The sequence below is a fragment of the Streptomyces sp. NBC_00385 genome, assembly GCF_035917155.1.
Classification (GTDB): domain Bacteria; phylum Actinomycetota; class Actinomycetes; order Streptomycetales; family Streptomycetaceae; genus Streptomyces; species Streptomyces poriferorum.
In genome coordinates this window covers 5,363,991-5,382,273 of sequence record NZ_CP107951.1, presented here as the reverse complement: position 1 = coordinate 5,382,273, position 18,283 = coordinate 5,363,991, and the positions used below count along the sequence as shown (strand labels likewise).

Sequence of the window (18,283 nt, the reverse complement as noted above, 5' to 3'; positions counted from 1 at the left end):
TCCGTTGTGAATTACCGTGGATCTCCATGGATCTCGAAGCCGTACGCACCTTCGCAGCCGTCGCCGACACGGGCCAGTTCCAGGAAGCCGCCGCTGAGCTCTCGATCACCCAGCAGGCCGTCTCCAGACGCATCTCCGTGCTGGAGAAAAGCCTCGGGGTGCGGCTGTTCACCCGCACGCCACGGGGCGCCGAGCTCACCATCGACGGGCAGGCACTTCTGCCTCACGCCCGTGAGCTGTTGCGCGTCGCGGAGCGCGCGGTCGCGTCCGTGCACGCCGGCCGTCGCCCGCTGCGTGTCGACGTGCTCGCGTCGCGCGGCGCGCAGGCGGGCCTGATGCGCGGATTCCACCGCGCTCACCCCGAAATCGAGCTCGACGTGTTGATGCTGTTCGAGATCGACACGGCCGTCGCCGCTATCCGGTCCGGTGCGATCGATGCGTCGTTCCGCGCCGTCACGGCGCCCGGCCGGCCACTTCCCAAGGACATCGAATCCGCCCGAGTGCTCGATGAGCCGTTGCAACTCCTCACAGGCCCTGCCCACGCACTGGCGGGCGCCAGGTCCGTGACCCTCGCGCAGCTCGCCGGGCACCGGATCTGGATGCCCGGCATCGTCCCCGGTACCGAGTGGGGCGCTTACTACGACGACCTCGTCGCCGAATTCGGCCTCACCATCGAGGCGACCGGCCCCAACTTCGGTTCCGACGCCCTTCTGGACACCATCGCCGACACTCCGGCCCTGGCCACCTTCATGGGCGAGCACACCCGCCTGATCTGGCCCGCCGGCCATGGACTGCGGCGCATCCCGGTGACCGACCCCACTCCTGTCTACCCGCACTCACTGATCTGGCGTCGCGACAACCCACACCCCGCCCTCATCGCTCTCCGCGACTATCTCGGATCCACACGGCCTCACCAGGCCGACGGCGAGACGTGGAAGCCCGCATGGACCGAGGACTCCGACGTGCCGCGAACCTGATGCGATCATTCCTGGCCGGGAACGCAGAAAAGCCCCGTGCCACAAGGGCACGGGGCTTAACTATCAAAAGGAGTTCGGCGGCGTCCTACTCTCCCACAGGGTCCCCCCTGCAGTACCATCGGCGCTGAAAGGCTTAGCTTCCGGGTTCGGAATGTAACCGGGCGTTTCCCTAACGCAATGACCACCGAAACACTATGAAATTAACCAACACCGGAACAAAACACGGCCGTTCGTTATTTCAGAACTAACACAGTGGACGCGAGCAACTGAGGACAAGCCCTCGGCCTATTAGTACCAGTCAGCTCCACCCGTTACCGGGCTTCCACATCTGGCCTATCAACCCAGTCGTCTACTGGGAGCCTTAACCCTTCAAGAGGGTGGGAATACTCATCTCGAAGCAGGCTTCCCGCTTAGATGCTTTCAGCGGTTATCCTTTCCGAACGTAGCCAACCAGCCATGCCCTTGGCAGGACAACTGGCACACCAGAGGTTCGTCCGTCCCGGTCCTCTCGTACTAGGGACAGCCCTTCTCAATATTCCTACGCGCACAGCGGATAGGGACCGAACTGTCTCACGACGTTCTAAACCCAGCTCGCGTACCGCTTTAATGGGCGAACAGCCCAACCCTTGGGACCGACTCCAGCCCCAGGATGCGACGAGCCGACATCGAGGTGCCAAACCATCCCGTCGATATGGACTCTTGGGGAAGATCAGCCTGTTATCCCCGGGGTACCTTTTATCCGTTGAGCGACAGCGCTTCCACAAGCCACTGCCGGATCACTAGTCCCGACTTTCGTCCCTGCTCGACCCGTCGGTCTCACAGTCAAGCTCCCTTGTGCACTTACACTCAACACCTGATTGCCAACCAGGCTGAGGGAACCTTTGGGCGCCTCCGTTACTCTTTAGGAGGCAACCGCCCCAGTTAAACTACCCATCAGACACTGTCCCTGATCCGGATCACGGACCCAGGTTAGACATCCAGCACGACCAGAGTGGTATTTCAACGACGACTCCACAACCACTGGCGTGGCCGCTTCAAAGTCTCCCACCTATCCTACACAAGCCGAACCGAACACCAATATCAAACTATAGTAAAGGTCCCGGGGTCTTTCCGTCCTGCTGCGCGAAACGAGCATCTTTACTCGTAGTGCAATTTCACCGGGCCTATGGTTGAGACAGTCGAGAAGTCGTTACGCCATTCGTGCAGGTCGGAACTTACCCGACAAGGAATTTCGCTACCTTAGGATGGTTATAGTTACCACCGCCGTTTACTGGCGCTTAAGTTCTCAGCTTCGCCGACCCGAAAGTCAGCTAACCGGTCCCCTTAACGTTCCAGCACCGGGCAGGCGTCAGTCCGTATACATCGCCTTACGGCTTCGCACGGACCTGTGTTTTTAGTAAACAGTCGCTTCTCGCTGGTCTCTGCGGCCACCCCCAGCTCAGGAAGCAAGTTCCCTCACCAGTGATGGCCCCCTTCTCCCGAAGTTACGGGGGCATTTTGCCGAGTTCCTTAACCATAGTTCACCCGAACGCCTCGGTATTCTCTACCTGACCACCTGAGTCGGTTTAGGGTACGGGCCGCCATGAAACTCGCTAGAGGCTTTTCTCGACAGCATAGGATCATCCACTTCACCACAATCGGCTCGGCATCAGGTCTCAGCCTTAATGTGTGACGGATTTACCTACCACACGGCCTACACCCTTACCCCGGGACTACCACCGCCCGGGCTGGACTACCTTCCTGCGTCACCCCATCGCTTACCTAGTACAAGTCTGGTTCGTCGGCTCCACCACTACCCTCAACTCCGAAGAGATCGGGCCGGCTTCACGGACTTAGCATCGCCTGATTCAGTATTGGGCGTTTCAAAGCGGGTACCGGAATATCAACCGGTTGTCCATCGACTACGCCTGTCGGCCTCGCCTTAGGTCCCGACTTACCCTGGGCAGATCAGCTTGACCCAGGAACCCTTAGTCAATCGGCGCACACGTTTCTCACGTGTGTATCGCTACTCATGCCTGCATTCTCACTCGTGAACCGTCCACAACTCGCTTCCGCGGCTGCTTCACCCGGCACACGACGCTCCCCTACCCATCCCAGCCCCCGTTGGGGGTACATGCTGGAATGACACGACTTCGGCGGTACGCTTGAGCCCCGCTACATTGTCGGCGCGGAATCACTTGACCAGTGAGCTATTACGCACTCTTTCAAGGGTGGCTGCTTCTAAGCCAACCTCCTGGTTGTCTCTGCGACTCCACATCCTTTCCCACTTAGCGTACGCTTAGGGGCCTTAGTCGATGCTCTGGGCTGTTTCCCTCTCGACCATGGAGCTTATCCCCCACAGTCTCACTGCCGTGCTCTCACTTACCGGCATTCGGAGTTTGGCTAAGGTCAGTAACCCGGTAGGGCCCATCGCCTATCCAGTGCTCTACCTCCGGCAAGAAACACACGACGCTGCACCTAAATGCATTTCGGGGAGAACCAGCTATCACGGAGTTTGATTGGCCTTTCACCCCTAACCACAGGTCATCCCCCAGGTTTTCAACCCTGGTGGGTTCGGTCCTCCACGAAGTCTTACCTCCGCTTCAACCTGCCCATGGCTAGATCACTCCGCTTCGGGTCTTGAGCGCGCTACTAAATCGCCCTATTCGGACTCGCTTTCGCTACGGCTTCCCCACACGGGTTAACCTCGCAACACACCGCAAACTCGCAGGCTCATTCTTCAAAAGGCACGCAGTCACGACTGCATGTGCAAGCACATACAGCGACGCTCCCACGGCTTGTAGGCACACGGTTTCAGGTACTATTTCACTCCGCTCCCGCGGTACTTTTCACCATTCCCTCACGGTACTATCCGCTATCGGTCACCAGGGAATATTTAGGCTTAACGGGTGGTCCCGCCAGATTCACACGGGATTTCTCGGGCCCCGTGCTACTTGGGTGTCTCTTAAACGAGCCGTTAATGTTTCAGCTACGGGGGTCTTACCCTCTACGCCGGACCTTTCGCATGTCCTTCGCCTACATCAACGGTTTCTGACTCGTCTCACGGCCGGCAGACCATGAAAAAGAGATCCCACAACCCCGCATGCGCAACCCCTGCCGGGTATCACACGCATACGGTTTGGCCTGATCCAGTTTCGCTCGCCACTACTCCCGGAATCACGGTTGTTTTCTCTTCCTGAGGGTACTGAGATGTTTCACTTCCCCTCGTTCCCTCCACACTGCCTATGTGTTCAGCAGCGGGTGACAGCCCATGACGACTGCCGGGTTTCCCCATTCGGAAACCCCCGGATCAAAGCTTGGTTGACAGCTCCCCGGGGACTATCGTGGCCTCCCACGTCCTTCATCGGTTCCTGGTGCCAAGGCATCCACCGTGCGCCCTTAAAAACTTGGCCACAGATGCTCGCGTCCACTGTGCAGTTCTCAAACAACGACCAGCCACCCATCACCCCGCTCCGAAGAACGAGTTCACTGGGGCCGGCAACCGAAGGACAGACTCAAATGAGCCCGTACCTTCAGATACCCAACAGCGTGCCCGACCCGATCAACCCGTTCCCGTTTTCCACGCCGAAGCAGTACTAACGAAACCGTGCTCATCGTGCCGAATAGTCAACGTTCCACCCTTGAGCAACCACCGTCGAACATTTGCCGACGAAATGGTCTCTGGATTCCTTGCGGAATCTAGATGCTCCTTAGAAAGGAGGTGATCCAGCCGCACCTTCCGGTACGGCTACCTTGTTACGACTTCGTCCCAATCGCCAGTCCCACCTTCGACAGCTCCCTCCCACAAGGGGTTGGGCCACCGGCTTCGGGTGTTACCGACTTTCGTGACGTGACGGGCGGTGTGTACAAGGCCCGGGAACGTATTCACCGCAGCAATGCTGATCTGCGATTACTAGCAACTCCGACTTCATGGGGTCGAGTTGCAGACCCCAATCCGAACTGAGACCGGCTTTTTGAGATTCGCTCCGCCTCGCGGCATCGCAGCTCATTGTACCGGCCATTGTAGCACGTGTGCAGCCCAAGACATAAGGGGCATGATGACTTGACGTCGTCCCCACCTTCCTCCGAGTTGACCCCGGCAGTCTCCTGTGAGTCCCCATCACCCCGAAGGGCATGCTGGCAACACAGAACAAGGGTTGCGCTCGTTGCGGGACTTAACCCAACATCTCACGACACGAGCTGACGACAGCCATGCACCACCTGTCACCCGACCACAAGGGGGGCCGTATCTCTACGGCTTTCCGGGCGATGTCAAGCCTTGGTAAGGTTCTTCGCGTTGCGTCGAATTAAGCCACATGCTCCGCTGCTTGTGCGGGCCCCCGTCAATTCCTTTGAGTTTTAGCCTTGCGGCCGTACTCCCCAGGCGGGGAACTTAATGCGTTAGCTGCGGCACCGACGACGTGGAATGTCGCCAACACCTAGTTCCCAACGTTTACGGCGTGGACTACCAGGGTATCTAATCCTGTTCGCTCCCCACGCTTTCGCTCCTCAGCGTCAGTAATGGCCCAGAGATCCGCCTTCGCCACCGGTGTTCCTCCTGATATCTGCGCATTTCACCGCTACACCAGGAATTCCGATCTCCCCTACCACACTCTAGCCTGCCCGTATCGACTGCAGACCCGGGGTTAAGCCCCGGGCTTTCACAACCGACGCAACAAGCCGCCTACGAGCTCTTTACGCCCAATAATTCCGGACAACGCTTGCGCCCTACGTATTACCGCGGCTGCTGGCACGTAGTTAGCCGGCGCTTCTTCTGCAGGTACCGTCACTTTCGCTTCTTCCCTGCTGAAAGAGGTTTACAACCCGAAGGCCGTCATCCCTCACGCGGCGTCGCTGCATCAGGCTTTCGCCCATTGTGCAATATTCCCCACTGCTGCCTCCCGTAGGAGTCTGGGCCGTGTCTCAGTCCCAGTGTGGCCGGTCGCCCTCTCAGGCCGACTACCCGTCGTCGCCTTGGTAGGCCATTACCCCACCAACTAGCTGATAGGCCGCGGGCTCATCCTTCACCGCCGGAGCTTTTAACCTTCCCCCATGAGAGAGAAAGTATTATCCGGTATTAGACCCCGTTTCCAGGGCTTGTCCCAGAGTGAAGGGCAGATTGCCCACGTGTTACTCACCCGTTCGCCACTAATCCACCCCGAAAGGCTTCATCGTTCGACTTGCATGTGTTAAGCACGCCGCCAGCGTTCGTCCTGAGCCAGGATCAAACTCTCCGTGAATGTTTTCCCGTAATCGGGTAGACACCACGAGAGCGGAACAACCGAGTCGGAATAGGACCGGTCGTTCGCTATGTCCTCGCTGTGTGCATTGCCTACCAAGCCGGTAAAGGCCTGACAGGACTTTCAAAGGAACCTCGAACCTGCCGAAACAGGTCGGGTTATCAACATATCTGGCGTTGACTTTTGGCACGCTGTTGAGTTCTCAAGGAACGGACGCTTCCTTCGTACTCACCCTTTCGGGTTTTCCTCCGGGCGCTTCCCTTCGGTCTTGCGTTTCCGACTCTATCAGACTCTTTCGTGTCCGATTCCCGGTCGAAGCGGGTTTTACATTTTCGCTTTCCAGTTCTTCGCTTTCGCGCTTTCCCTTTCCAGCGGTTTCAACCTTACCAGAACCCGTGCGTACCGTTTCCGGTCCGAATTTGAATTCCAGTGGCCGTTGAAGTGGCCTTGCCTTTCGGCTGATTCGACTTTATCAGAAGCAATAACGCCGAACTAATCGGCTTCATGTTCTGGAGAGTGGGAATCAAATGGCTCCGCGGAAATTACATTTCCGTCGAGAGCGAGGTAAACCTAACCGTTGAGCCCGAACTTTTCCAGTTCGAGGCAACCGTTCTAATCTACCTCCCCCAATCCGCCGTGTCAACGGTTCTTTTGGGGCTTGAGGAGACTAGCAGGTCAGCGGGGCCGCTCGCACATCAGGCGGCCACCGGCAGCTCGGCGCTCCGTTCGCCTGCCGCGATGTCGCCTGCGTCGCCCGCTCGGGCCGCCCGGCCGCCCAGGATGTAGACGTAGGCGAGGAAGCCCAGCTCAGCGGCGATGCCGATGGCGATGCGTGCCCAGGTCGGAAGGCCTGAAGGAGTGACGAAGCCTTCGATGACGCCCGAGACGAAGAGGACGAGGGCAAGTCCGATCGCCATGCCGAGGGCGGCCCGGCCCTGTTGTGCCAGGGCTGTACGCCGGGTGTGCGGGCCGGGATCGATGACCGTCCAGCCCAGGCGGAGGCCGGTGCCGGCCGCGACGAAGACCGCCGTGAGTTCCAGCAGCCCGTGGGGAAGGATCAGGCCGAGGAAGGTGTCCAGCCGGCCCGCCGAGGACATCAGGCCGATACCCACCGCAAGGTTGAGCACGTTGACGAAGAGGACCCAGATCACCGGGACGCAGAGGAACGCGCCGAGCACCAGGCACATGGCGGCGGCCTGGGCGTTGTTCGTCCAGACCTGGGCGGCGAAGGAGGCCGCCGGGTGGCTGGAGTAGTACGTCTCGTACTCGCCTCCCGGACTGGTCAGGCGGCGGAGGTCCTCCGGGGCGGCGATGGCCGCCTGGACCTCCGGGTGGGTGCCGATCCACCAGCCCATCAGTGCGGCGAGGAGCGCTGAGAGGACGGCGGTGGGTATCCACCAGTGCCTGGAGCGGTAGACCGCCGCGGGAAATCCTGCCGTCAGGAAGTGGACGGCATCGCGCCAGGAGGCACGCCGGGCGCCGGTCACCGTGGAGCGGGCCCGGGCCACCAGCTGCGTCAGGCGCGCGGTGAGCAGGGGGTCGGGCGCGCTGGACTGGATCAGGGACAGATGGGTGGCCGTGCGCTGGTAGAGGTCGACGAGTTCATCGGCCTCCGCTCCCGTGAGTTTGCGCCCGCGGTGCAGGAGGTGGTCCAGGCGGTCCCACTCGATGCGGTGGCTGTGGACGAAGACGTCGAGGTCCATGGTCGGCTGCTGCTCCTGGCATGGGTGTGTACGGGTCCGTACAACTGCGGCGCGTTGCGGGTCAGCTTGGCAGACTGTGGCCCCGAGGGGCAGGGATGGTCGGCGGAAGGGTGGGCGGCAATGAGTGAGCTGGTGACCGGGGACGCGGTCGTGCTGGGGTTGCGGCCGGCGAAACTGCCGAGCCGGGCACTGGCTCTCGTCATCGATCTGGTGGCAGTGGGGACGGTGTTCGTCCTGGTGTCGATCGGGTTGGCCATCGCGACGGTCGCACTCGACGAAGCGGCGGTGGCGGCGGTGGGCGTCGCCACCTTTCTGCTTGTGCTGGTGGGGGTACCCATCGCGGTGGAGACACTCAGCCATGGCCGTTCGCTGGGGAAGCTCGCGTGCGGGCTTCGGGTGGTGCGGGACGACGGCGGGCCCATCCGGTTCCGGCATGCGCTGGTCCGCGGGGCGATGGGCGTGGTGGAGATCCTCGCGACGCTCGGTGCGGTCGCCGCCATCGCCTCGCTCGTTTCGGCGCGTGGGCGGCGGCTCGGAGACGTCTTCGCAGGAACGCTCGTCGTACGGGAGCGGGTGCCGGCGGGCAGGGCCGCAGCCGTTCCGCCGCCGCCTCCCTGGCTCGTCGGGCGGTTCGCCGGCCTGGACCTGTCGGCGGTTCCGGACGACCTGTGGCTTGCCGTGCGGCAGTATCTGACGCGGATGCACCAACTGGACGCCGCCGTGGGGCGCGCCATGTCGGAGCGGCTGGCCGGGGAGCTCGCTGCCAGGACCGGGGTACCGGCCCCGGCGGGGGTGCCTGCCGCCGCGTTCCTGGCCGCCGTGGTGAACGAACGTCAGACGCGTGATGCACGCCGGGCGTTCGCGGCAGCACCTGCCGCCGCGGCGCCTCCGCCCCACCTCGCTCCTCTGCCCCACCCTGCCGGCCTTCCTCTGCCCCACCCCGTTCCGCTGCCGCAGTACGCTCCCCCGGCTCATCCCGTTCCGGCACCCCACCCCGCTCCCGCGCAGGCCGCCCCCGTCCGGCCCGTCGGGCGGGACGGTGCGGCAGAGGATCCCGGGGCGGACGCGGTGCGGCCGTCCACGGGCGGCTTCGCTCCGCCCGCCTAAGGGCTGTCCCGCAATTCCTGGTGGATCAGCGCGCGGCGTCAGATGCGGTGCATCGCAAGGCGGAGAGGCGCCCGCATACTGGATGTATTCGGGCGTTTCGACAACGGAGGGGGTCCCCCCGTGCCCTTGAGGCTACGGGGGAGAGGTGCCGTAGCTGTCGTCGTGCGCCCGCCAGGAATTGCGGGACAGCCCTTAGGTGTATCGCCCTGTCCGGTGTCTTTGATCCGGTCGGCAGGCACTACCGGTCCGAGGGCGGGGACTCCAGCTCTTCGAGCTCGATGCCCGGGGCCGAGAGGACGACGTCACCGGCGATGTGAACGGTGTGCTGCTCACCGGTGTCCAGGGCGCTGACCTGGTACGCGTCCACAGTCAGCGGCCCGTTGTCAGTGGGGTGCGCTTCACTGTTCACCAGGGCCCAGGACTGGTCGACGGTACGGGGGGCGAGGACCGGGTCCGTGAAGGTGACGACGCGGACCCGGGTGGCAGGAGAAGTGGGGGTGAGACGCAGCAGCCGTGCGGTGGCGACGAGGAATGCGGCGGACGTGCCGCTGAAGGCGTGGGCGCGGACATTGCCTTCGGTGGCATGGGTGCCGCTCGGGTCGGTGCGCACCCAGGTGACGCCTTCGAGGGCGGCGCCGCGGACCTGCCAGCTCGCGGCGTGGAGTTCGAGACGAATGGGGCGGCCGAGCTCGTCGAGGGTGAGGTCGACGGATCCGAGGTGATCGCCGGACGGGGCGGTCGTCTGGGAGACGTAGCGCCAGCCCGAGGGGCCGGGTGCGCAGTGGAAGTGTTCTTCGCCGAGGGGGGTGTGGTCGTGGAGATCGTGGAGCGAATATCGGCCGCGTGGCATGGGGTCCTTCGGGTTCCTCGGGCTGTGCGGGTGCGGTACGGCGCAGGCCCCCGGCACGGGGGTGCGGGGGCCTGCGTTCGTAACTGCTGCTGAGTCACCGGGTCTGCGGACGCGCGCGCGTCCGCAGACGATGCGGGGTCTGCCGGTGGCCGGTCTTCACCGACCGGTGGTGAGGGGCCAGGTCACCGGCAGGCCGTCGCAGGTGGTGACGGTGTCAGTAGCGGTAGTGGTCGGACTTGTACGGACCCTCGACCTCGACGCCGATGTACGCGGCCTGCTCGGGGCGGAGCGTCGTGAGCTTCACGCCGAGCGCGGCGAGGTGGAGACGGGCGACCTTCTCGTCGAGGTGCTTGGGCAGCACGTAGACGTCGGTCGGGTACTCCTCGGGCTTGGTGAACAGCTCGATCTGGGCCAAGGTCTGGTCCGCGAACGAGTTGGACATCACGAACGACGGGTGGCCGGTCGCGTTGCCCAGGTTCAGCAGGCGGCCCTCGGACAGCACGATGAGGACCTTGCCGTCGGCGAACGTCCAGGTGTGGACCTGCGGCTTGACCTCGTCCTTGACGATGCCGTCGATCTTCGCCAGGCCGGCCATGTCGATCTCGTTGTCGAAGTGGCCGATGTTCCCGACGATGGCCTGGTGCTTCATCCGGGCCATGTCGGCGGCCATGATGATGTCCTTGTTGCCCGTCGTGGTGACGAAGATGTCGGCCTGCTCGACGACGTCGTCGAGGGTGGCGACCTGGTAGCCGTCCATCGCCGCCTGCAGCGCGCAGATCGGGTCGATCTCCGTGATGATCACTCGGGCGCCCTGGCCCCGCAGGGACTCCGCGCAGCCCTTGCCCACGTCGCCGTAGCCGCAGACGACGGCGGTCTTGCCGCCGATCAGGACGTCGGTGGCGCGGTTGATGCCGTCGATCAGCGAGTGGCGGCAGCCGTACTTGTTGTCGAACTTCGACTTGGTGACCGCGTCGTTGACGTTGATCGCCGGGAACAGGAGGGTGCCGTCACGGTGCATCTCGTACAGCCGGTGCACACCGGTCGTGGTCTCCTCCGTGACACCACGGATCTCGGAGGCCAGCTGGGTCCACTTCTGCGGCGACTCGCCCAGCGTGCGGTTCAGCAGGGTGAGGATGTACGCGTACTCCTCGCTGTCCGCGGTGGACGGGTCCGGAGCGGCGCCGGCCTTCTCGAACTCCACGCCCTTGTGGACGAGGAGCGTGGCGTCGCCACCGTCGTCGAGGATCATGTTCGGACCACCGGTGGGGGTGTTCGGCCAGGTCAGCGCCTGCTCCGTGCACCACCAGTACTCCTCCAGCGACTCGCCCTTCCAGGCGAAGACCGGGACGCCTGCGGGGGCGTCCGGGGTGCCGTTGGGGCCCACCGCGATCGCCGCGGCGGCGTGGTCCTGCGTGGAGAAGATGTTGCAGGAGGCCCAGCGGACCTCGGCGCCGAGGGCGACCAGGGTCTCGATCAGCACGGCCGTCTGCACGGTCATGTGCAGCGAACCGGTGATGCGGGCGCCGGCCAGCGGCTGCGCGGCGGCGTACTCCTTGCGGATCGACATCAGGCCGGGCATCTCGTGCTCGGCGAGGGTGATCTCCTTGCGGCCGAAGGCTGCGAGGGAGAGGTCGGCGACCTTGAAGTCCTGTCGATTGGCGACCGTCGTCATAACGGGCTGCTCCTCGTGATGGGTCGAGGGTGGGTAGGGCGGCTCTGCGGCACGCCGTGGGCACACGAATGCCCGGGCGGTTCCGCAGCGCAGTCCGTCGGAGGCCCTCTCTCCCTCGGCCGGTCCGGCGTACGGACCGATCGACCGCCATCAGCAGCGACGTCTGACACTGCCGACGAATCTACACCGAACGGCCCAGCCGCTCCCAGTCCACCGGGTCCGGAAGCGGCCTCATCGGCGTATCGAAGGCGGTCAGTGACCGGATTCAGTCGGGTCGGCCGGGGTGTCGGGGGCATCGCCGGGGTTGTCGTCGGCCGTCGGGCCGGCCGGGGTCGCGCCGGATTTCCCGCCCAGTGCCTTGGCCGGGTTGACGCCGGCCGCGGCCGCCGCCGCGTTGTAGATGTCCGGCTCCAGGTAGATGACGCGCGCGATCGGCACGGCCTCGCGGATGCGGGACTCCGCGGCGTTGATGGCGTTGGCGACCTCGGCGGCGGTGTCGTCGTGCTGAACCGCGATCTTGGCGGCGACCAGCAGTTCCTCGGGGCCGAGGTGGAGCGTACGCATGTGGATGACGCCCGTGACGGTGTGGCCGTCGACGACCGCGGCCTTGATCTTGTCGACCTGGTCGGTTCCGGCGGCCTCACCGAGCAGCAGGGACTTGGTCTCGGCCGCCAGGACGATCGCGATGACGATCAGCAGGATGCCGATGCACAGCGTGCCGATGCCGTCCCACACACCGTTGCCGGTGCCGAGGGCCAGGCCGACACCGGCGAGCGCGAGGACGAGGCCGATGAGCGCGCCGAGGTCCTCGAGCAGGACGACGGGCAGTTCCGGGGCCTTCGCGCGGCGGACGAACTGGGTCCAGGAGAGCGAGCCGCGGGTCTCGTTGGACTCCCTGATCGCCGTACGGAAGGAGAAGCCCTCGGCGATGATCGCGAAGACCAGGACGCCGACCGGCCAGTACCAGGCCTCGATCTCGTGCGGGTGCTTGATCTTCTCGTAGCCCTCGTACACCGCGAACATGCCACCGACCGAGAACAGGACGATGGAGACGAGGAAGGCGTAGATGTAGCGCTCGCGCCCGTATCCGAAGGGGTGCTGGGGGGTGGCCTCGCGCTGGGCCTTCTTGCCGCCGAGCAGCAGCAGTCCCTGATTGCCCGAGTCGGCGAGCGAGTGGACGCTCTCCGCGAGCATCGACGACGAGCCACTGAACAGGAACGCCACGAATTTGGCCACTGCGATCGCGAGGTTGGCGGCGAGCGCCGCCACGATCGCCTTGGTTCCGCCTGACGCACTCATGGGTGCCTGGTGTCCCTTCGTCGGTGCTGCGGCTCCGGCGGCCGCGGTACGGCCGGACATTGTTGCAGTCGCTGGTGCGGACGGTACGTCAGGCCACCACAGTGGCACGGAACACTGTGCCCGTACCGGACACTTCGGCCTTCTCCCCGGCCGGTACGAAGACCGATTCGCCCGGCCCGAGGCCGAGCTCGCCGGCCTTCGGCGTGCCCGCCGTGCAGAGCAGGATCTGGGGTGTGGCCGCGGTGAGGTCCACGGGGGCCGCGCCCGGTGAGAGGTCGAAGCGGGAGAGCCTGAACTCGTCGACCGGCGTCTCGTACAGCTCCTCGCCGGACGGGGAGGCCTCGGGCCGCAGGATCCCCGGTTCGGTGGCCTCGAAGCGGACGATGCGCAGGAGTTCGGGTACGTCGATGTGCTTGGGCGTCAGCCCGCAGCGCAGCACGTTGTCCGAGTTGGCCATGATCTCGACGCCGAGGCCTTCGAGGTAGGCGTGCGGAACACCGGCGCCGAGGTACAGCGCCTCTCCGGGCTGGAGTCGTACGTAGTTCAGCAGCATGGCCGCGAGGACGCCGGCGTCACCGGGGAAGTGGTGGGCGATGCGGGCGTACGGGGCGTAGGCACCGCCGATCCGTTCGGCGGCGGCGGCCGTGGCCGCGACCGTCTCCGCCAACTGCGCCGGGTCCGCGGTGAGGATGGCGGTGAGGACCTCGCGCAGGGCGGCCTCTTCCGGGTGGGCGCGCAGCAGATCGGCGTACGGCTTGAGGGAGTCGACGCCCAGGCCCTCCATCGCCTCGGCCGCCTCGACGGGCCGGCGGAAGCCGCACAGGCCGTCGAAGGGGGTGAGGGCGCAGATCAGTTCGGGCTTGTGGTTGGCGTCCTTGTACGTGCGGTGCGGGGCGTCGATCGGAACGGACCGGCGCTCCTCGTCCGCGTAACCCTCCTGTGCCTGGGCGAGGTCGGGGTGGACCTGGAGGGAGAGCGGGGCTCCGGCGGCGAGCAGCTTGAGGAGGAAGGGAAGGCGGGGGCCGAACTTGTCGACGGCGGGCTGACCGAGCTCTCCGGCCGGGTCGGCGGCGATGACGTCGGTGAGCGCATGTTCGGCGGGGGGCGACGACGGGGCGGCCGGTGCTTCGGACTGGGAGCCGGCGCGGGTTATCCGGGACGGGGCTCCGGGATGGGCGCCCATCCACATCTCCGCCTGCGGCTCGCCGGTGGGGGCGACCCCCCGCAGGGCCGGAATGAGTGTGGTGGAGCCCCAGGCGTACGGGCGGACGGTGTTGGAGAGCCGGTCCATGGAATTCGTCCTCGTGTGGGATGCGTGCTGTGTGGAATGCGCGGTCATGCGGTCTGTGTGGGAGCCCGGCCGTACGTGGGGGCGTCGTGGGGCGGCGCAGCCCGGGGGCCGGGTGTCACATGGTTCAGCCGCGTCCCGAGGCGAGGGCCACGTAGACGGCGGCGAAGTCGGTGACCGCGAGGAGCTCGGCGAGGGCTTCGAGCCTGCTGCCCTCCTCCGGTTCCAGTTCGCTGATCGCGGTGTCGTGGCCCAGGGCGAGCTCGCGGGCCGCGGGGGCCGCGCTCAGACCGCCGGTGGGCCGGTCGCGGAGCAGGACGACCCGGGCGTGGAGGGGTTCGGACTCCTCGACCCGGTCGCGGAAGAAGTCGTCGGGGTCGGCCCCGGCCGCGAAGGCCCCGGCCAGCAGGCCTCCATGGGCGGGGAGCGCCTCGGGGAGTTCGGCCGCCAGGGCCGGCCGGCCGGAGAGCTCGGCCAGGACCGCGGCGAAGCGGCGTCCGACCGGGCCCGCGGCGTCGCCCTCCGTCCAGATGAGGGGCAGGCTGTCCGCGAGTTCGGCTGCCAGGGTCTTGGCCGGGTTGCTGTACGTGGCGATCGCCGGTCCGCAGCGCTCCGCCGTACGGTCCAGGCGGTCCGCGACGCCCTGCAGCGCATCGGCGGGCGCGGTGACCAGGCCGACGCGGTCGAGCAGGGCGAGCAGCGGGGTGAACAGGGCCCACAGGGTGCCGGGGCCCGCGGCCGAGGTCTCGGCGTCGTACTCGCCGTGCGGGGCGGAGGCCATCGGCACGACCAGGCCGTGCACGCCGTCGACCGCTTCGCGCAGGGGTGACTGCCGGGGCGCCACGGCCACGACGGTGCAGCCGCGGCGGTACGCCTGCTCGGCGAGGAGGGCGAGGCCCGGTTCGGAGCCGTCCGCCGTGACGACGAGGAGCAGGTCGACGGAGCCGGCCCAGCCGGGCAGCGTCCATCGCATCGCGCCCGCGGCGGGTGCGACGCCGGTCGGGTGGATACGTGTGACCGGGGCGGAGGCGCCGGCCAGGGCGCCGATCAGGTCGGCGACGCCGGATGCGGCGGTGCCGGAGCCCGCGACCAGGACGGCGCGCGGACGGCCCTCCGGGTTCAGCCCGGTGATCCCGGCCTCCGTCGCGTGCCGGGCGGCGGTACGGACCCGGGCCCCGGCCTCGGCGGCGCCGCGGAGCAGACCGCGGCGGTCGGCTCGGGCCAGGGCTTCCGGGGCGTCGAGCAACGACTCGTCGAGCATGGGGACGGTCCTCCGATCACGTGCCGATCACCGTGCGGGGTGTGGGGCCCTGTTACGCGGGGCGGCGGGCCTCGTCGACGAGGAGGACGGGGATGCCGTCCCGTACGGGGTAGGCCAGGCCGCAGTCCGCGCCGGTGCAGATCAGTTCGGGGCTGTCGGCCGCCGACCGGTCGTCGAGGGGGGAGTGGCAGGCCGGGCAGGCCAGGATCTCCAGGAGGCCGGCTTCGAGCGGCATGGGTGGGTGTCCCTTCGGGCGAGCGAGCGAGCGGGTGGGGCGGGCGGGCGTGGAGTGCGGTGCGGTGCGGTGCAGCGCAGGGGGTGGTGCGTGTTTCCGGGTGTTCAGTTGATCTTGTTCGTGCCTCGTGGAACGGGCGAGGTCAGCCTACCGCCGGGGTGACGGGGGCGCGGCCCGGCCGGGCCGGGGTGGGCGGTGGGTTCGGAGGGGGTGGGCGGTGGGGGTGGGCGGTGGGGGTGGGCGGTGGGGGTGGGCGGTGGGGGTGGGCGGTGGGGGTGGGGTGCGCCTGCGGCGGGCCTTGTCCCCTCCCCGCCCCTTCCCGTAACCGTGGCTCCGCCCCGGACCCCGCTCCTCAAACGCCGGAGGGGCTGGAGAGTACGCGGGGAGAGGCTGGAGGGTACGCGGGACGGGCCGGGGAGTACGCGCAGAGGCGCTGGACGGCGCGCAGAGAGGAACGGGAGAGCACGCGCGGAGACGCTGGAAGGCGCGCGGGACGGGCCGGGGAGTACGCGCAGAGGCGCTGGACGGCGCGCAGAGAGGAACGGGAGAGCACGCGCGGAGACGCTGGAAGGCGCGCGGGACGGGCCGGGGAGTACGCGCGGAGGCGCTGGAGGGCACGCGGGACGGGCCGGAAGGTTAGGGGGACGGTTTGCGGATGAGGGTCAGGACCTCGTCGCGTACCGCCGTCATCGTCTCCTCGTCGCCCGCCTCTACGTTCAGGCGCAGCAACGGCTCCGTGTTCGAGGGGCGGAGGTTGAACCACCAGTCCGGGGACGTGACCGTGAGGCCGTCCAGGTCGTCGGTGGTCACGTTCTCGCGGGTGGCGAAGGCGGTCCGGACGTCTTCCGTGCGGGCCTGCTGGTCGTCGACCGTGGAGTTGATCTCGCCCGAGCCGGTGTAGCGGTCGTACTGGGCCACCAGCGCCGAGAGGGGCTCCTCCTGGCCGCCGAGGGCGGCCAGGACGTGGAGGGCGGCGAGCATGCCCGTGTCGGCGTTCCAGAAGTCGCGGAAGTAGTAGTGCGCCGAGTGCTCGCCGCCGAAGATCGCGCCGTGTGCGGCCATCTCCGCCTTGATGAAGGAGTGGCCGACCCGGGTGCGGACCGGGGTGCCGCCGTGTTCGCGTACGACCTCCGGGACGGAGAGGGAGGAGATCAGGTTGTGGATGACCGTGCCCCGGCCGCCGTTGCGGGCCAGTTCCCGGGCCGCGACCAGGGCGGTGATCGCCGAGGGGGAGACGCCCGCGCCGCGCTCGTCCACGACGAAGCAGCGGTCCGCGTCGCCGTCGAAGGCCAGGCCGAGGTCGGCGCCCTCGGCCACCACCCGGGCCTGGAGGTCGACGATGTTCGCGGGGTCGAGCGGGTTGGCCTCGTGGTTCGGGAACGTGCCGTCCAGCTCGAAGTACATCGGAACGAGTTCGAGCCGCAGGCCTGCGAAGACCGTCGGGACCGTGTGGCCGCCCATGCCGTTGCCCGCGTCCACGACCACCTTGAGGGGGCGGATCCCGGCCAGGTCGACGAGGGAGAGCAGGTGGGCCGCGTAGTCGGTGAGCGTCTCGCGTGCGGTGACCGTGCCGGGGGTGGCGGCCGGCTCCGGTGCGCCGGTCCCGGACCACTTCTCGACCAGGGTGCGAATCTCGGCGAGACCGGTGTCCTGGCCCACGGGGGCCGCGCCGGCCCGGCACATCTTGATGCCGTTGTACCGCGCCGGGTTGTGGGAGGCCGTGAACATCGCGCCCGGCAGGTCCAGTGCCCCCGACGCGTAGTACAGCTGGTCGGTCGAGCAGAGCCCGATCATGGTGACGTCGGCTCCGCGGGCGGCCGCGCCCCGGGCGAAGGCTCCTGACAGGGCGGGGGACGTGGGGCGCATGTCATGGCCGATGACGATCGCGTCCGCGGCGGTCACCTCGACGAACGCCGCCCCGAACAGCTCGGCCAGCGCCTCGTCCCACTGATCGGGCACGACTCCGCGCACGTCGTAGGCCTTCACGAGCTGCGACAGATCTGCGGTCACGGGCCGGTCCTCCTGAGGTTTCTTCGGACCGCCAAACTACCCGGCGGCCCGGAACGCCTCACGCTCCGGGCGGCAGCCGCTCAGGAGTCGGGGGAGCGCAGCACCCGCAGGTGGCCTCTGCGGCCGACCTCCATCGGGTCGGCGGTGCGCGGGCCGCCGCCCCTGGTGCCGTCGGTGCGGTCCTGGGGACGCGCGGCCTCCCGTACGGCGTTGGCCAGCGCTTCGAGGTCGTCGCCGCTGGGGCGGGCGGGCGCGGAGGGGTCGGAGAGCCGGACGACCTCCCAGCCACGGGGCGCGGTCAGGCGCTCACTGTGCTCGGCACAGAGGTCGTAGCAATGGGGCTCGGCGTAGGTGGCGAGCGGGCCGAGGACCGCAGTCGAGTCGGCATAGACGTACGTCAGTGTCGCGACGGCAGGGCGGCCGCACGCGGTGCGCGAACAGCGACGTACAGGGCTCACGATGTTGGACGGTACCGCACTCTTGAGCGGGCTGCGACGACTCTCCCCCGGCTCACCCCACCGTGTCGCCCTGTGAGCTCGGGCACAGGCTCTTCCCGGGCAACTCCCCTGACCTGCACGGGAGGAAAGGGGCCCAGGTCATGACGGCAACGATTCCGGTCACCACTCGGCGCAAAACCTGTCATTCAGCAGGGAATCGACGAT

At 66.7% G+C, this 18,283-nt stretch carries 11 protein-coding genes and 3 rRNA genes; 2 read left to right on the top strand and 12 right to left on the bottom strand.

Annotated elements, in window-relative coordinates:
* The first annotated feature begins 26 nt into the window (after positions 1 to 26).
* On the top strand, positions 27 to 977 hold the full coding sequence (locus tag OG959_RS24070; protein WP_326661598.1) for a LysR family transcriptional regulator: 951 nt from the start codon (positions 27 to 29) through the stop codon (positions 975 to 977).
* Positions 978 to 1,049: 72 nt separating this feature from the next.
* Here the strand turns inward: OG959_RS24070 and rrf are convergent.
* From rrf to OG959_RS24050, 4 genes are all read right to left on the bottom strand, one after another.
* Positions 1,050 to 1,166: ribosomal RNA gene (gene rrf / locus OG959_RS24065) — 5S ribosomal RNA — on the bottom strand.
* A gap of 79 nt (positions 1,167 to 1,245) precedes the next feature.
* Positions 1,246 to 4,369, bottom strand: a 23S ribosomal RNA gene (locus OG959_RS24060).
* Positions 4,370 to 4,670: 301 nt separating this feature from the next.
* A 16S ribosomal RNA gene (locus OG959_RS24055) occupies positions 4,671 to 6,196 on the bottom strand.
* Together the 16S, 23S and 5S rRNA genes form the textbook arrangement of a ribosomal RNA operon.
* 695 nt (positions 6,197 to 6,891) lie before the next feature.
* Positions 6,892 to 7,899 (bottom strand): stage II sporulation protein M, encoded by a 1,008-nt coding sequence (locus tag OG959_RS24050; protein WP_326661597.1) that lies wholly within the window; start codon positions 7,897 to 7,899, stop codon positions 6,892 to 6,894.
* Between the two features lie 120 nt (positions 7,900 to 8,019).
* Between OG959_RS24050 and OG959_RS24045 the strand changes: the two genes are divergently transcribed.
* On the top strand, positions 8,020 to 9,006 hold the full coding sequence (locus OG959_RS24045) for an RDD family protein (RefSeq protein WP_326661595.1): 987 nt from the start codon (positions 8,020 to 8,022) through the stop codon (positions 9,004 to 9,006).
* Positions 9,007 to 9,244: 238 nt separating this feature from the next.
* Here the strand turns inward: OG959_RS24045 and OG959_RS24040 are convergent, their stop codons facing one another.
* From OG959_RS24040 to OG959_RS24005, 8 genes are all read right to left on the bottom strand, one after another.
* A complete protein-coding gene (locus OG959_RS24040; protein ID WP_326661593.1) occupies positions 9,245 to 9,856 on the bottom strand; it encodes a hypothetical protein in 612 nt (203 codons plus the stop codon).
* Between the two features lie 214 nt (positions 9,857 to 10,070).
* Entirely contained in the window at positions 10,071 to 11,528 is a 1,458-nt protein-coding gene (ahcY, locus tag OG959_RS24035; RefSeq protein ID WP_266779510.1) for an adenosylhomocysteinase, read from the bottom strand.
* A gap of 252 nt (positions 11,529 to 11,780) precedes the next feature.
* A complete protein-coding gene (locus OG959_RS24030; RefSeq protein ID WP_326661589.1) occupies positions 11,781 to 12,827 on the bottom strand; it encodes a cation diffusion facilitator family transporter in 1,047 nt (348 codons plus the stop codon).
* A gap of 88 nt (positions 12,828 to 12,915) precedes the next feature.
* A complete protein-coding gene (gene manA, locus OG959_RS24025; RefSeq protein WP_326661587.1) occupies positions 12,916 to 14,118 on the bottom strand; it encodes a mannose-6-phosphate isomerase, class I in 1,203 nt (400 codons plus the stop codon).
* Positions 14,119 to 14,242: 124 nt separating this feature from the next.
* Positions 14,243 to 15,376 carry an SIS domain-containing protein gene (locus tag OG959_RS24020; protein WP_326661585.1) on the bottom strand — a complete coding sequence of 378 codons (1,134 nt, stop codon included), beginning with the start codon at positions 15,374 to 15,376 and terminating at the stop codon, positions 14,243 to 14,245.
* A 52-nt stretch (positions 15,377 to 15,428) separates the two neighbouring features.
* Positions 15,429 to 15,611, bottom strand: coding sequence for a Trm112 family protein (locus OG959_RS24015; protein ID WP_219573344.1), 183 nt, complete (start codon positions 15,609 to 15,611; stop codon positions 15,429 to 15,431).
* Positions 15,612 to 16,247: 636 nt separating this feature from the next.
* The gene (locus OG959_RS24010; protein ID WP_326661582.1) at positions 16,248 to 17,621 is read right to left on the bottom strand and encodes a phosphomannomutase/phosphoglucomutase; all 1,374 of its coding nucleotides are present in this window, start codon (positions 17,619 to 17,621) and stop codon (positions 16,248 to 16,250) included.
* 80 nt (positions 17,622 to 17,701) lie between these two features.
* Positions 17,702 to 18,079 carry a DUF3499 domain-containing protein gene (locus OG959_RS24005; protein WP_326661581.1) on the bottom strand — a complete coding sequence of 126 codons (378 nt, stop codon included), beginning with the start codon at positions 18,077 to 18,079 and terminating at the stop codon, positions 17,702 to 17,704.
* Positions 18,080 to 18,283: the final 204 nt, after the last annotated feature.